Origin of the sequence: Maribacter aestuarii, from assembly GCF_027474845.2 — a bacterium.
GTDB classification, from domain to species: Bacteria; Bacteroidota; Bacteroidia; order Flavobacteriales; family Flavobacteriaceae; genus Maribacter; species Maribacter aestuarii.
The window spans coordinates 245,172-260,365 of the sequence record NZ_CP107031.2 but is presented as its reverse complement, the minus strand read 5'-3'; the positions used below and the strand labels follow the sequence as shown (position 1 = coordinate 260,365).

Annotated in this window: 14 protein-coding genes; 5 read left to right on the top strand and 9 right to left on the bottom strand. The window is 41.1% G+C overall.

The window, feature by feature from the left end; all coding sequences use genetic code 11:
* Nucleotides 1–70: 70 nt before the first annotated feature.
* Nucleotides 71–2,236, bottom strand: a complete 2,166-nt coding sequence (locus N8A89_RS01150) for a thioredoxin domain-containing protein (protein WP_289644731.1) — start codon at nucleotides 2,234–2,236, stop codon at nucleotides 71–73.
* A gap of 155 nt (nucleotides 2,237–2,391) precedes the next feature.
* On the opposite strand from N8A89_RS01150, the gene N8A89_RS01145 reads away from it, so the two are divergent.
* The 4 genes from N8A89_RS01145 (at nucleotide 2,392) to trxB (ending at nucleotide 7,594) form a co-directional block, all read left to right on the top strand.
* Nucleotides 2,392–3,729: a Gfo/Idh/MocA family protein gene (locus N8A89_RS01145; RefSeq protein WP_281540611.1), complete on the top strand. Its 1,338-nt coding sequence runs from the start codon at nucleotides 2,392–2,394 to the stop codon at nucleotides 3,727–3,729.
* Nucleotides 3,730–3,739: 10 nt separating this feature from the next.
* Complete coding sequence (locus tag N8A89_RS01140; RefSeq protein WP_281540610.1) at nucleotides 3,740–5,317, top strand: arylsulfatase; 1,578 nt, start codon at nucleotides 3,740–3,742, stop codon at nucleotides 5,315–5,317.
* Between the two features lie 30 nt (nucleotides 5,318–5,347).
* Nucleotides 5,348–6,490 carry a formylglycine-generating enzyme family protein gene (locus N8A89_RS01135; protein ID WP_289644730.1) on the top strand — a complete coding sequence of 381 codons (1,143 nt, stop codon included), beginning with the start codon at nucleotides 5,348–5,350 and terminating at the stop codon, nucleotides 6,488–6,490.
* Between the two features lie 117 nt (nucleotides 6,491–6,607).
* Nucleotides 6,608–7,594 carry a thioredoxin-disulfide reductase gene (gene trxB, locus N8A89_RS01130; RefSeq protein WP_281540608.1) on the top strand — a complete coding sequence of 329 codons (987 nt, stop codon included), beginning with the start codon at nucleotides 6,608–6,610 and terminating at the stop codon, nucleotides 7,592–7,594.
* 70 nt (nucleotides 7,595–7,664) lie between these two features.
* Here trxB and N8A89_RS01125 read toward each other — a convergent pair whose 3' ends face one another.
* The 8 genes from N8A89_RS01125 to N8A89_RS01090 all read right to left on the bottom strand — a co-directional run bounded on the left by N8A89_RS01125 (nucleotide 7,665) and on the right by N8A89_RS01090 (nucleotide 14,461).
* Nucleotides 7,665–8,111, bottom strand: a complete 447-nt coding sequence (locus N8A89_RS01125; RefSeq protein WP_281540607.1) for a hypothetical protein — start codon at nucleotides 8,109–8,111, stop codon at nucleotides 7,665–7,667.
* Between the two features lie 115 nt (nucleotides 8,112–8,226).
* Nucleotides 8,227–9,276, bottom strand: a complete 1,050-nt coding sequence (locus N8A89_RS01120; protein WP_281540606.1) for a PLP-dependent aminotransferase family protein — start codon at nucleotides 9,274–9,276, stop codon at nucleotides 8,227–8,229.
* Nucleotides 9,270–10,286, bottom strand: coding sequence for a dipeptide epimerase (locus tag N8A89_RS01115; protein WP_281540605.1), 1,017 nt, complete (start codon nucleotides 10,284–10,286; stop codon nucleotides 9,270–9,272). Before N8A89_RS01115 ends, N8A89_RS01120 begins: the two co-directional genes overlap by 7 nt.
* Before the next feature lie 87 nt (nucleotides 10,287–10,373).
* Nucleotides 10,374–11,105 (bottom strand): head GIN domain-containing protein, encoded by a 732-nt coding sequence (locus N8A89_RS01110; RefSeq protein ID WP_281540604.1) that lies wholly within the window; start codon nucleotides 11,103–11,105, stop codon nucleotides 10,374–10,376.
* A gap of 108 nt (nucleotides 11,106–11,213) precedes the next feature.
* Nucleotides 11,214–13,022: a PspC domain-containing protein gene (locus tag N8A89_RS01105; RefSeq protein WP_281540603.1), complete on the bottom strand. Its 1,809-nt coding sequence runs from the start codon at nucleotides 13,020–13,022 to the stop codon at nucleotides 11,214–11,216.
* Nucleotides 13,023–13,024: 2 nt separating this feature from the next.
* Complete coding sequence (locus tag N8A89_RS01100) at nucleotides 13,025–13,360, bottom strand: PadR family transcriptional regulator (protein WP_281543319.1); 336 nt, start codon at nucleotides 13,358–13,360, stop codon at nucleotides 13,025–13,027.
* A gap of 169 nt (nucleotides 13,361–13,529) precedes the next feature.
* Nucleotides 13,530–13,982 carry a nuclear transport factor 2 family protein gene (locus N8A89_RS01095; RefSeq protein WP_281540602.1) on the bottom strand — a complete coding sequence of 151 codons (453 nt, stop codon included), beginning with the start codon at nucleotides 13,980–13,982 and terminating at the stop codon, nucleotides 13,530–13,532.
* The gene (locus N8A89_RS01090) at nucleotides 13,982–14,461 is read right to left on the bottom strand and encodes a DUF4870 domain-containing protein (protein ID WP_281540601.1); all 480 of its coding nucleotides are present in this window, start codon (nucleotides 14,459–14,461) and stop codon (nucleotides 13,982–13,984) included. Before N8A89_RS01090 ends, N8A89_RS01095 begins: the two co-directional genes overlap by 1 nt.
* A gap of 222 nt (nucleotides 14,462–14,683) precedes the next feature.
* Here N8A89_RS01090 and N8A89_RS01085 point away from each other — a divergent pair, with 222 nt between their 5' ends.
* Entirely contained in the window at nucleotides 14,684–15,139 is a 456-nt protein-coding gene (locus N8A89_RS01085; RefSeq protein ID WP_281540600.1) for a DUF4442 domain-containing protein, read from the top strand.
* The last annotated feature ends 55 nt before the right edge of the window (nucleotides 15,140–15,194 follow it).

Here is a 15,194-nt window from a genome sequence, read left to right as displayed (position 1 = left end):
ATCAAATATAATCAAAATGAAAAGTCACTCCTAACTTGAATTTCTAATCCAAATAAGGGTTTACGGGCATTTATTTGAAATTGTTGGCCCCAAACGGGCTTAATCCTTCTACGCCATCCGGTCTTAAAAGCTCCAAAGCTCCTTTTACTGTTTTTACCGGTAACTTACAGGCATTGTCTTGGCATACATATATAAATGTGTCGTTCTCAAAAAATCTATCTTTAAATAACGCAATTTCACTACTATCCGTACTACCGACCAAAAGGATATTGGGGATATTCTTTGCTCCCATTTCCTTCAAAAATATTCCCGTATCTTTTCCAACAATGGCCACCTCATAATAGGGATAGGCGATATGGGATAGAAGCGTTCCCCAATTGGCATAAGCGTAGGCATCTTCCTTAAACAATGGTACGATGGAAGATATCATCTCTTTAGATTTGGTGATTTTTTCCGGTTCATAATAAATATGACCTAATTTAAAAAGGTTATTGGCCATCACGGAATTTGGTGACGGGATGACGCCGTCATCAGTTTTAATTACTTTGGAAATGAGTATGTTGTCCTGATTGTAGGTATACATTCCTGAGGCTTCATCAGCAAAATTTCTTTCAACGGTTTCCATTAACTTTTGCCCGAACATTAAATATTCAGTGTTCAAGGAGGCCTCATAAAGCCTAAGTGCAGCATGTGCCAGAAATGTGTAGTCTTCTAGAAATGCATCAATATGTTTGCTGCCTTCTTTATAGGAATGCCCCAATTTGCCTGCTTGGTAACTATTAGCTTGGATATGCTGCATAAGCTCCTCGGCACTCCCAAGAAACTCGGGGTTCCCAAATGCCATATACGCATCCACATAGCCCTTAATCAATAAAGAGTTCCAAGAAGTGATTATTTTGTCATCGGTTCTTGGTCTAGTTCTCATTGATCTAGCCACCAGTAATTTCTGTTGCCACTTATTTTTATAGCTTTTCAGATCGGCCAGGCTCATGGAACTTGCCAGGATGAATGCTCTATCACTAATCGATTTATGCAGCACGTAAGAATTATTTCCCCAAACTTTATTCTCCTCCACATTATAATAGGCTGAGAAAAGATCAAAATCACTCCCAAGAACCTGTTGAAGTTCTTCTTTGGTCCAAACGTAAAACTTACCCTCTTCGCCTTCACTATCCGCGTCCAACGCAGCAAAATAGCCACCCTCCTTCGCCTTCATCTCACGTTCCAAAAATGCTATGGTGCCCAGAACAATGTTTTTGTATGCATCTTTTTTGAAGACTTTAAATGCCTTGGAATAAAGGCTTAACGCTTGCGCGTTATCATAAAGCATTTTTTCAAAATGCGGCACTTTCCACTGCGAATCGGTACTATACCTAAAGAATCCACCTCCTACATGGTCATAGATGCCGCCCAAGGAAATCTTATCCAAGGTAAGTTCTACATGTTTCAGCACTTCCTTGTCATTGGTTAATAAAGCATAATCCAATAAAAAATTTAAGTTTACGGGCAACATAAATTTTTCATCTCGCTGATCGCCTCCCCATTCGGTATCCCATGTAGACTTCCAATTTTCCACACTTTGAGTAAGCACGTCCTCATTTAATTGTTCAAAATCCTTTGAAGGCGCTATCAAGTTTGCCTCTTGGATGCCTAGGGCCACCATATCCGAATACTCTTCCGCCTTTTCTGGATTTTCTTTGTACAGTCTACTGATTTCGGTAAGTACTTTTTGCCATTGATTTTTAGTGTGATAGGTACCCCCATAGAGTGGTTTCCCGTTGGGAAGTGTAATGACGTTTAACGGCCAACCTCCATTTCCCTTCATTAATTGAACGGCCGTCATATATACCTGGTCCACATCTGGTCGTTCCTCACGATCCACTTTGATATTGATAAAATTTTCGTTCATCAATTTCGCTATGGAATCGTTTTCAAAAGTTTCTTCCTCCATAACATGGCACCAATGGCAAGAAGAATAGCCAATACTGACCAGCACTAACTTGTTCTTTTCTTTTGCTTCCTGTAAGGCTTCTTGGCTCCAAGGTCTCCAATCCACCGGATTGTGCGCATGTTGTAGCAGATAGGGACTTGTTTCGTTAATAAGCGCATTAGTATGGGCATAATTTTCTACCTCCGTTTTTTTTGATTGCTCCCTACAGGAAATAGACATGAGCAGCACAATCAATACGGGTACAGAAAAAAAATAGAATACGTTATTTTTTTTTAAAAGGTTCATGTCTGGGGATTCGACTGATTTAAAAATCTAACCAAGATAATTTATGGACGGTAATTTACTCTTTTTAGAATATTGACCGTGATATTTTTTACCAGATTCCTTATCTTTTAACTTCTATAGCTTTAATATCTCTAACCATAATATCAAATAAGAACATGAAAAACAATACTGATTACGACAGGAATTTAAAGAACACTCGTAGGAACTTCTGTAAAAATACTGCGTTGGTGACAGGTGGATTATTGTTGCCCACTACCTCGATAAATGCCATGTATAATATTTTTGACAACAAGAAACTGAAACTAGCCGTGGTTGGATGTGGTGGTAGGGGTACTGGTGCTGCCATACAGGCCTTGAACGCAGATGACAACATAGAGTTAGTTGCAATGGCGGATGCTTTTCGGGATAGATTAGACGGGAGTTTGTCCAACATCTTGAAGGAAATGGGCGAAACCAAAAAAGTAAATGTGCCCGAAGCAAATAGATTTGTTGGTTTTGAAGGCGCAAAAAAGGCAATAGACTTAGCAGATGTTGTTATTCTGGCTACACCTCCAGGTTTTAGACCGCAACATTTTGAGTATGCTGTAAACGCTGGCAAACACATTTTTATGGAGAAGCCAGTGGCTACTGATGTTCCTGGGGTGAGAAGGGTCTTGGCAGCTGCTAAAAAGGCTAAGGAAAATAAATTGAATGTGGTGGTGGGTCTTCAAAGGCACTATCAGGATAGTTACCTTGCCGCAATGGAACAATTAAAGCAAAATAAGATTGGAAAGATTGTATCCGGGCAGGTTTATTGGAACAGTGGCGGCGTATGGGTGAGAGAACGACAACCTAACCAAACGGAACTCGAATACCAAATGCGAAATTGGTATTATTTCAATTGGTTATGTGGAGATCATATTTTGGAGCAGCATATTCATAATATCGATGTTGCGAATTGGTTTATCGGAGAATATCCGGTATCTGCCCAAGGTATGGGCGGTCGTGAGGTTCGTACGGGCAAGGATCATGGAGAAATATTTGACCACCATTTTGTGGAGTTCACCTACCCCAGCGGCGCGGTTGTTGCCGGTCAATGTCGCCATCAACCAGATACCATGAACCGCGTTGCCGAATTTTTTCAGGGAACAAACGGAACGGTTTCCACATCGGGAGATGAGGTGAGTATGAAGGACTGGTCAGGAAATAATCTCTTTGAGCATCGAGGGAAGGATGACCCTAATCCCTATCAAGTGGAGCATATCAAACTATTCGAATCAATAAGAAATGGTGGTGTTCTAGCTGATGCAGAAAATGGAGCAAAAAGCACAATGTCCGCTATCCTGGGAAGAATGGCCACGTATTCTGGTAAAGTCATAAAATGGGATGAAGCTATGCAATCGGATTTGAAATTAGCTCCGGATGAATTGTCCTGGGATTCACCTGCTCCGGTCCAACCTAATGCCGATGGTTTTTATACTATTCCAACGCCGGGAAAAACACTAGTAATGTAATCATAAATTTATGAGTTTGCTTAAAAAAAGTGTTGTACTGCTCCTTTGTGTTGGTGTCGCTTTTTCCTGTGTGGAGGCTAAAAAAGAACCATCGAGAACGTCTGAGAGGAAACCGAATATTATATATATCCTAGCAGATGATTTAGGTTATGGAGAAATAGGGGTTTTTAGACAAGACAAAATTGAGACACCAAATATTGATGCCTTGGCAAAAAATGGTATGGTATTTACCCAACACTACACAAGCGCTCCAGTATGCGCTCCTGCACGATATATGTTTTTGACGGGAAAACATTCTGGACACGCATTTATTAGGGGTAATCATGAATGGGGAGATAGGGGAGATGTATGGGACTATAAGGCTATGGCTAAAGATTCTACCCTAGAAGGTCAACATCCTATGCCAGAGAACACAAAAACGCTGGCACAGGGTCTTCAAGAAGCAGGATATAAAACTGGACTTGTAGGAAAATGGGGTCTTGGGGCACCACATACAAAATCAATTCCCAATGAAATGGGTTTTGATTTTTTCTATGGTTACAATTGCCAAAGACAGGCGCACACCTATTATCCCCTACATCTGTATAAAAATAGAAATAGGGTTCATTTGGCAAACGATACCATTGCGCCAAACACACCTTTTCCGGAGGGTGCAGATCCTATGGACGACAGTAGTTATTCGGATTTTACGCTGGCGGATTATGCCCCGGATTTAATGTTCCGAGAACTAACGGATTTTGTAGCGGACAATAAGAAAAATCCTTTCTTTTTGTATTGGGCAACGCCAATACCGCATGTCGCCTTACAGGCTCCTCAGCGGTGGGTAGATTACTATGTAGATAAATTTGGACCGGAAGAACCATACCTCTCAGGAGGTAGCAATCGCTATTTTTCACACAAGAATCCGCATGCCGCCTATGCAGCCATGATTTCCTATTTGGATGAAAATATAGGTAAGCTGGTACAACAACTTAAGGACGAAGGAATTTATGAAAATACATTGATTGTTTTTACATCGGATAATGGTCCCAGCTATGCGGGAGGTGCTGATCCGGAATTTTTTGATAGTGCACAGCCATTTGTCGGAAAATATGGAAAAGGAAAAGGGTTCGTCTACGAAGGTGGTATACGCGTACCCACATTTTTCACTTGGCCGGAAAAAATCAATCCGAACTCAGAAAGCGACCTTATTTCTTCGCATTACGATATGTTAGCGACATTTTATGATATCGCGGATATGAGTATTCCCAAAGACACGGATGGCATTAGCCTTTTATCGACTTTATTGTCCCAGGGAAATCAACCGGAACACGAATTTTTATATTGGGAATTTCCAGAGTACGGAGGACAGGTTGCCATACGCAAGGGAGATTGGAAGATAGTGCGACAGCATTTGAAAGATGACGAGCAACCCACACTGGAATTGTATAACCTAGCGATCGATCCTACCGAACAGGAGAATGTTGCGGACCAACATCCTAATATTCTTGCAGAAGCTGCAGTTATTTTTGAGAACCAACATACAAAATCTGAGGTCGAACGCTTTGAGATTCCTTTACTGGAGCAAGGTTTGTTGAGTGAAAAATAAGGTAACTTTGACTTTTTATTAAAGACTATTATGATAAAAAGAGAAGCCACTACCGTCATACTGCTTTTATTTATTGGATCAGTACTTCTGGGATGCAAAGAGCGCAAAGAAAAAAAAGTAGGGCCATCGGCTACCTCGGAAACATCGACTGAGGTAACCGACAATCAGACTGCTGCCCCTGTTTTGGTCAGCCAACCGGAAGGTGTACAAACTCCTGTAAATATGGTTTGGATTCCCGGAGGTGAGCTCATGCAAGGCGCTGTAGCTCAGGATAAAATGGCCATGGACCACGAAAAACCTGCCATTAGTGTAACGGTCGATGGTTTCTTTATGGATGCTACCGAAGTGACGAATGCGCAATTTGCCAAATTCGTTGCCGAAACTGATTATATCACGGTGGCGGAAAGAGCTATTGATTGGGACGAACTAAAAAAACAGGTCCCCGAAGGAACGGAAAAACCCCATGATTCCATTCTTAAACCCGGAGCTTTAACCTTTAAGAAAACTAAAAGCTCGGTTCCTAACTTCTACGATTTCTCTCAGTGGTGGAAATGGACCATTGGGGCAAACTGGAAACATCCAAATGGACCGGATAGTAATATCATTGGTAAAGAAAATTACCCCGTGGTACAAGTGGCCTATAAAGATGCCTTGGCCTATTGCGATTGGGCCGGCCGGCGTTTACCAACGGAGGCGGAATGGGAGCGTGCAGCTAGGGGAGGCAATATTGACACGACTTATTTTTGGGGAGATGATAGCTCTAAACTAAATCTAATGGCAAATACCTGGGAGGGCGAGTTTCCTGTTGTGAACACCAAGATGGATGGTTTTGAATTGAGAGCTCCGGTGAAATCCTATCCCCCCAATAACTACGGCCTTTATGATATGGCCGGAAATGTTTGGGAATGGACTAGCGATTGGTACAATCATAATTATTACAAAGACATATCGACGGGTGATGCTATCCTGCGAAATCCTATGGGCGCTAGCGGACCATATACTCCTAATAATCCCTATGCGAAAGAGAAGGTGATGAAGGGAGGTTCTTTTCTATGTAGCGCTTCGTATTGTGCCAGTTATCGGATTTCTGCAAGAATGGGTTCCAGTATGGATTCTTCTTTGGAACATTTAGGGTTCAGAACGGTGGCAACCGTAGATATGTTAACTGAATAGTCAGAAATTTCAGTATTTTCTTGAATATCGAGATTGAAAACTTTTAATAACTTAACTGTAAGTTTTTTAGGCAAAAACCTACTTTTGTAATATAATTTTGATTGAAATTTAGAACATATGTCAGATAAGATAGAACGAGTTAAAACATTGATAATTGGGTCCGGACCTGCAGGTTATACAGCAGCTATTTATGCCGCGAGAGCCGATTTGAAACCATTGATGTATACAGGAATGGAGCCTGGCGGACAACTAACGACTACTACAGAGGTGGACAATTTTCCAGGATATCCTGAAGGAATTGACGGGCCAACCATGATGATACAGCTTCAACAGCAAGCGGAACGTTTTGGAACCGAAGTGCGTATTGGTATGATCACCGCAGTTGAATTCAGTAAGGAAGTTGGAGGTATCCATAAGGTCACCGCGGATAACGATAAAGTAATAGAGGCAGAGACCATTATTATTGCTACGGGTGCCAGCGCGAAGTATCTGAATATACCTAGCGAACAAAGATTGCGTGGGGGTGGAGTTTCTGCCTGTGCTGTCTGTGACGGATTCTTTTATAAGGGACAGGACGTTGCTATAGTTGGGGCTGGGGATACCGCAGCGGAAGAGGCCTCTTATTTGGCCAATATCTGTAATAAGGTTACGATGCTAGTCCGAAAGGACCATATGAGGGCCTCCAAAGCAATGCAGCATCGGGTGAACAGTCTTAAGAATATTGAGATTAGATATAATACAGAGGTTGACGAGGTTCTTGGAGATCAGGTTGTAGAGGGCTTGCGAATGGTGAACAATCAGACTGGTGAGAAAGAGGAAATTTCCATTACGGGATTGTTCATTGCCATCGGCCATAAGCCCAATACGGATATCTTTAAGGGGCAGCTAGATATGGACGAAACAGGATATTTGATTACTAAGGGAAAATCTACCAAAACGAACTTGCCTGGAGTTTTTGCATCTGGAGACGCGCAGGACAAAGAGTACAGACAAGCGGTAACTGCCGCAGGAACTGGATGCATGGCAGCCTTGGATGCCGAGCGTTATTTAGCATCCATAGGTTCTGTTGAAGAAGCGGTAGCGGATCAGTACAATATTTCATAATATCGACGACCTTGATTCAATAAAAAATGCGGCATTTATGCCGCATTTTTTTGTTCTAGTATTAGGTTTTTTAATCTATTCGGCGGTAATTTTCTGCGAAATAGCGTTTTCCTTCATCATCTAGGGATATTTGGCTGTAAGTATCATCATCCAATATAAGTTCAAACTTAAATACTTTGACCGTATCTTGAATACCCATCATTGCCGCGGAACCATATTCCAAACGTTCCTCCAACTCATTTGCGGTATTGGTATAGGAGCCGTATCCAAACCATTCCGCAGGATCATCAGGGGAATAACGTGTCCACATAACTTTTCCCTTGCTATAAATTTTAACCTGTCTATATCCATTTACGTTTTGAAGTGTATCCGATACTCCTGACTCATCGTAATTGTATCGGTTAATCAGTTCCCAAGTTCCTTCCAGTGAGGGGGTCGTTTGTAGCTTTGAAGAAGTGATACTAGTAGCGGATACCATTATCAACATCAAAAAAACCAATCCAAGTAATTTTTTCATGGTTGTGTATTTTAAAGTTATTAATACCATAAAAGATACGAATTATACTATTAAATCCACAAAAATTGCTTTTATAATTTACAGTATATTCATAATACAAGTTAAATTATTGAAATTATGAATAGAAGGTATTTAGCGTAGCTACTAGCTTTTTAATATCTTCAGATTGATGGGCTGCAGAAATGACGATTCGGCTCAATGCTTTAGATGCCTCGTTCGGATAATTAAAATCAGTAATTATCATATGGTGCTTTTTTAAAAACTTGACGAGTTCCGGATTATGAAAAGAAAATACGGAATGGTTAGGCATGAATCTAAACTTTTCCAAGTGATGGACTTCCTTTAAAAACATTTGAATGTTCTTGTTCAAGACCTTCCTTCTATCCTTATAAATGTTTTGTGCTTGGAGATAGGTATTCATACACGCCGGACTTGCAGGACTGGCACCCCCAAAAAATGGAGTGGCCATCATGGAGTTAATATCGCTTTTGTCACCAAAAATTGCTCCAGCTTGTATGCCCAGACCTTTACCCAAGGAACAACAGACGAAAAGCTTTTTCGGGTTAAATTTTTTCAAGGTGGCATATACCCCCTGCCCATTTTTTCCAACCACGCCGATACCATGAGAATCATCCACAACCAGTATGCATTCGTTTAAGGGCAAGTTTTTTAGGCCCTGAAAATCAGGGTAATTTGCTCCTGAAAAATCAATGGCATCTAAAAAAATCACCGGTGTCACCAACTTGGAGGCAGATAAATGCCTCTCTAACGCAAATAATAGGCTAGAATACGTAACATAGGATTTTGGTCTTTTTTGATGAACCGCAGAGTGTGTGTTAGGTGTATAAAAGAATTTGTGATGTTTGTCCTGTAGAAATTTGGATATGAACTGTCCAGCTAAGTAGCCAGACGAGAAGGTCATACACGCCTCACTTTGTACGGTTTTAGCCAAGTGGGCCTCGACAGTCTCGAAAACAGGTAAGCGCACGTTGGATATTCTGGAGGCACTGTAATTAGTGCCATATCTTTTGATGTTTTCAATGAATAACTCCTGGAATTCTGGGTATTGTTGCAAACCTAAATACGCCGTTCCCCCAAAATAGAGATGCGGCATACCTGCTATCATTAGTTCCCGACCTGGAAAGGAATCTACGTTTACTACCATTGGTTCAAGATTACACCACTTCCTCCAAGTGATGGAAAAACAACACTGCCATCGGCTTCTATGCTCACCCCTTGTGCAATATCCTTCTTTAAAAGTAAAGCTCCATCCATGTCCACATAATCCAATTGAGGTAGAAGTTGGGCAATGGCAGAAATACCTACGGTGGATTCCGTCATGCAGCCCACCATAATTTTCAGACCCAGTTCCTTCCCTTTTTTAATCATGCGTAGGGCAGGGGTAAGTCCTCCGCATTTGGTCAACTTAATGTTTATGCCGCTAAAGTGAAGCCCACATTTTTCCACATCAGTTTCCACGATACAGCTTTCGTCGGCCATTACCGGGAGCACACTATGGTGCATAACCCTTTCCATACCCTGCCAATCGTCGGCTTTTAAGGGCTGCTCTAAAAACTCCACGTTCAATTCCTTTAAAAGCGGTGCGTTGATTATGGTTTCCTTAGCAGTCCAAGCGCAGTTGGCGTCTACCCTAAATACGGCATCGGTATGTTTTCTTAGCTCCTTTACAATGGCTACGTCATCGTCAGTCCCTAGTTTGATTTTATAAATAGGCCAAGGAAACTCCTTCATTTTGGCTACCATCTTTTCAATAGGTGCAATGCCTATAGTGTAGTTAGTGGTGGGGTAGTGGTTGGTCTTCGTGCCCCAAACCTCGTACAAAGACTTACCTAGAAGTTTCCCGTAAAGGTCATGTGCCGCCAAATCCAACGCGCAAATAGCAAAATTGGTCAGTTGTCTGGATACCAAAAAGGCATGAAATTTTTCCGGAGTGGTAAAATTAAATTTTTCAATTTCATTTCGGATTCCATCAATTTCTGCCATCATACTTTCAACCGTAATTTGATAGTAGGGATTGGAGGTGGCCTCCCCGTATCCTGTTTGCCCATTTAACAAAAGACCTACGATCAGAGTATCCTGAAAATCATGGGACTCCCTAGAGATACTGAAGGTATGCTTTAGTGGGAGTACGTACTTTTTAAGACTTATTTGCATAAGACTAATATAGCCAATAGCCCCTTATGAGAAAATCAAAACCCGCTGAAATTTCAGCGGGTTTTGATTTTGGTTGTTTGATTGTTCTTAATATTTGTGTACACTACCCGAAACCGATTTGTTGGTTTTAACGGTGGCGTCGCCGGAATAGGAGATATTTGCTCCACTGCTGGCATCCGCTGTGAGGGATTCGGATACGTTGACGCTTATGTTAGACCCGCTACTGCCATCTGCCCTACATTCCCTGGCCAATAAATCCTTGGCCCTGATATTGGCTCCACTACTACCATCCACATATACCTCGCCAGCCTTTCCGGAAATATCGATGTTGGCTCCACTACTGGCGTCAATATCCAATTCGTTTGCCTCTACTTCTAGGCTCAGGATAGATCCACTGCTCGATTCAACACTCAATTCGTTGGATTTAATGACGTTCTGCGCAATTAAATGTGCTCCACTAGAACTCTCCAAAGAGGTTACCCTTGGTAAAGACACAAAAACTTTCTTTGTTGCCCTGCCAATATTTTCTATAGCGTGGATGCGTAATTTTCCGTTCTTGATATCCGTACCGATAAGGTCTATGATATTTTCGTCGGCTTCCACGGAGATCGAGAATTCATCGTCTTGGGTAACGTAAACATCCAGTCCTTCCGATGCCGATACGACCGTAAATTCATCGCTAACTTCCCTATTTTCTTCAACGACTACGCCGTTTCCTTTTTGTCCCGTGCCAAAGTCGCCAAAGTTAACGTCAAAGCCACAAGAGGTTAAAAATAAGGCGAGTGCCATTGCCATTGTAATTTTAACTAGTGTTGTCATGATTATTGTTTTTTAGATTGATGTAAAATTGTTGGTTTTATTATTATTTTTCTATTTATACTTACTGAAGTGTCGTTCTTGCTTTCTGAACTGTAACTTCAACAACGATTAATCTCTAGAGATGGTTTTCCTTACGGTGGTATCCCCGTCCTCGGCCTTGATTTTAACGCCATTTTCATCCAGTTTCATTTTAAACGATTCACCATTATCTTTAACATCGATATCGATGCCATCCTCGTTGATAATGATTTTCCCCCGCTCTCCATTTTCGTTGATATTGATGTCTATACCATTACCATTGATACGGATGCGGTTCTCGCTATCTTCCTCATACTCCATATCGTCCGGGCAATCCAGGCAAGTAAGTTCGCCTTGGGACGTCATTTGCCAAATATAATCGTCAAGGTCGTTTACATCCCTATCCGTATCGGCGCGCATCTTCCAACCTCTGGCCTGGCCACTATCGTACCGTAGCACCGTTCCAACGGGAATGAATAAATCGGCCTTGACCTCTTGGTCGTTAAATTTGGTTTTTCCCGTTGTGGATAGATAATCGTTGAAAACAATGGTATTGCCCTCTACCACATAGTTATAATCAATTTCCTCGGCGGTAGCCTTTGCTTTTACAAAAGAAGGTCCGTTCGCTTCTTTTCTTATTTTTAATCGAAAGACGCTGTCTTTTGATTTTTGAATCCTAAACCGGACATCTTCTGAAACCAAGATTTTCTCACCTTGCTCATTATAGGTAATAATCATGTTTCCCATATGCATCTGGTTCTCCCTATCATAATCATAGGTGGACATATTAATATTCAATGTATCCACTGGATTTGTGAAATAAATTTGACTTTCGGAAGTCGTGCTCCCGGTATAGGCATGGGAAGCGGCTTCCCTGATACCGAAGACCACTAATAGAATGACCGATAACAGCCAAAGGCCCAATAAACTGAACTTGGCAATGTTACCAATGGATTTTAAGTTGTTCACCAAAATCTTCAATCCCAGGTATAACAGGAAAAAGAAAGGTATACCTACGGCAAAAAATGCAAGTAAGGAAACCAACCAAATGGGCAGGTTGCTGGAGTTTACCACGTTATAAAAATCTACCCCGGGAACATGCACCATATCCATGATACCTACGGTCATCAGCCCTATAAAAAGGCCAATCAGGGTAGAAGCGCCGATGATGATTAAAAGAATGCCGATGAACTTTCCAAAAACCTTGAAAAGGAACATGATGATATCTCCAATGGTATCAAAAAACGTTTTTCCTCCTTTTTTGACGGTGTCGCCTACTTTCTCATAGTCAACACTTTTTACACGATCCGCAACGTCCTCAAAACCCTCCTTAACTTTTCGCTCAATGTTACTAATGTTTACCGTTTCACCGCGCATATCCAACTTTTGGGAAGTAGTGCGCGCCTCGGGAATTAAAATCCATAATAGACCGTACAAGAGTATAAAACCTCCACCGGAACCAATGGTCAAGAACACCCAAAGTATACGTACCCAAAGTGGGTCTATGCCCAGATAATGTGCCAATCCGGAAGAAACCCCTGCCACATATTTTTGTTCGGTATCACGGTATAGTTTCTTAACCCTTGTAGTTTCCCGATCCCGTTTAGGTCTGGGCTCGTCCTCAAAAATATCCTCATCTACCATGTAATCTTCGGGTTGCCCCATTATGGCTATGACCGCATCTACTTCTTTATGGGTTATGACCTGCCTTTCGTTTTCCAGTTTTTCATAGAAAAGTTCGGCTATTCTAGCCTCAATATCGGCCAGGATTTCGTCACTCCCAGGTGTGTTTGCGAAGGATCTTTTTACCGATTCCAAATATTTTCGCATTTTGTTATAGGCGTCTTCGTCTATATGGAAGAGCGTATTCGCTAAATTTATGTTTACTGTCTTGTTCATCGTTAGCTGTTTTTTGTGTTGGTTACCACATTAGTGGCCTTTCTTAATTCGTCCCAAGTGGTATCCAGTTCCTTTAGGAAAAGTTTTCCCGTTTCGGTTAGGGTATAGTATTTTCGGGGTGGTCCGGATGTAGATTCTTCCCATCTGTAATTGAGAAGCCCTGCATTCTTTAATCGGGTCAGAAGAGGGTAAATGGTACCTTCTACCACCAGCATTTTAGCGTCTTTTAGCGTCTCTAGAATTTCGGAGGCATATTTGTCTTTTCCGTTTAGGATGGACAGTATGCAGTACTCCAAAACTCCTTTTCGCATTTGCGCCTTTGTATTTTCTACATTCATAACGTCTTTTTGCTTTGTATGCAGTTCTCCCTTAGAAGATGAGCCTTTCTTTTTGTTTGAAATGATCTGCTGCATGGTTTAACTGTTCGTTTTTTGATTGATGAATAAACATCCTGATTGATTTGATTGATTGATAATTAAACTCCTACGGGTGTGATGAATACCCTATTTAATGTAAACTTACTACTCTACTAATATGCCATTCCGGCCCCGCTTGTTTCCAAAAAACAATGAATTTGCTAGGCTCTGACTCTGCATTTGGTTCTAGATTATTATAAAATTGATGCATTCCTATTTCAATGGCCCCATAATCCTTAATGGGATATACCTCAATACTTCCTTCTACTAAACTTCTGGTGACCTTCCCACATATGTTGTTCTTAATACTCTCCAAGAGCTCCTTTTTATCGGTGGATAAACCTCCCATATCATGGTAAAATTCTATATCCTCGTCGTACATTTTTTCTTGTTTGGCCATATCACATTCATTGTAAGCGGTAAAATAGGTGCTGTCCAATTTCTTTATGGTTTGGAACAAATCAGCGTTCGCGGTCGACTGTCCAGACACAATGCTGGCGAAAAATGCTACTATGATATATATGATAATTTTTATAAGGTTCATTACTTTATGAATTTTATGGTTAGGGGGTATTTAAATGTTTGTCCCTCGTTTGTTCTAATGGTTGCCAATATGGTGTACACAATATTCACTACAAATAAAGCACCTTGTGCTAAACCGGTTATTCCTAAAGGCCAGATCCATGGACCAAAGAAATTATCACTGTCAAAATGAAAATTCATGGTATTGTACTTGTTCAGGTTAAAGAACCTAAAGTTGTCAAAATCAAAAATATCCGGCAAAAAGCCGATAAAGAATGGTACGCTTATGATACCCAGAACAATAGAGTAGAGTAGAAGGCTAATCTGAAAGTTCAGGGCTTGTTTGCCGTTGTAATCCACAAACTCATATTCCTTTTTGTTCGCTGTCCATAATACCAATGGTAGAATAAAGTTTCCAAAGGGAATAAAGAATTTGGAGAACGTACTCGCATGTATGAGCGAGGCTAAATTTCTTTCGTGTTTTGTTAATGATTCTGTCATGGCTCGGTCGTTGCTAATGATTGATTTTTTGTTACTATGTTAAAGCTAATTATATAGCATACCTAATAACTTCTTATGCAAATATATATCTAAAAGAAGGTACTATGCAACACATAGTACTAATAATTAACATAATATTAACATTTTAGTTTTTGAATATTGAGGTGTGAAATGACCTCGAATACCCCTAAATTCAATACATTTGAGGAAAATTAAGGAGCTATGGATTTGACCCCTCGAAAAATAAATACGTTCAATTTTTTTAAACTTCCATCCGTTTGGTGGACCGGTATACGGGTAAAGGATCTCGACGAAACCCATTGTTCGGCTACCGTAAAGCACCGTTGGATCAATCAGAATCCGTTTCGTTCCATGTTTTGGGCGGTACAGGGAATGGCTGCGGAATTAACGACGGGAGCATTGGTCATGGGTGCCATACGGCACAGTGGGAAAAAAGTATCCATGCTCGTGTTGAACAACAAGGCCAACTTCTCCAAAAAGGCTACCGGGCGCATCACGTTTAGTTGTATCGATGGAAACCGTATTAAGGAAGCCTTGGACAAAACCATCGCCACGGGTGAGGGACAGACCCTTTGGATGAAATCCGTAGGTATCAACACCGATGGGGTAGTGGTGAGTACTTTTGAGTTTGAGTGGACAGTGAGGTTGAAAAGTTGATAGTTGGCACTTTTCCGTGAACACAAATAATCGATATAAGAGGGACGTTACCGTA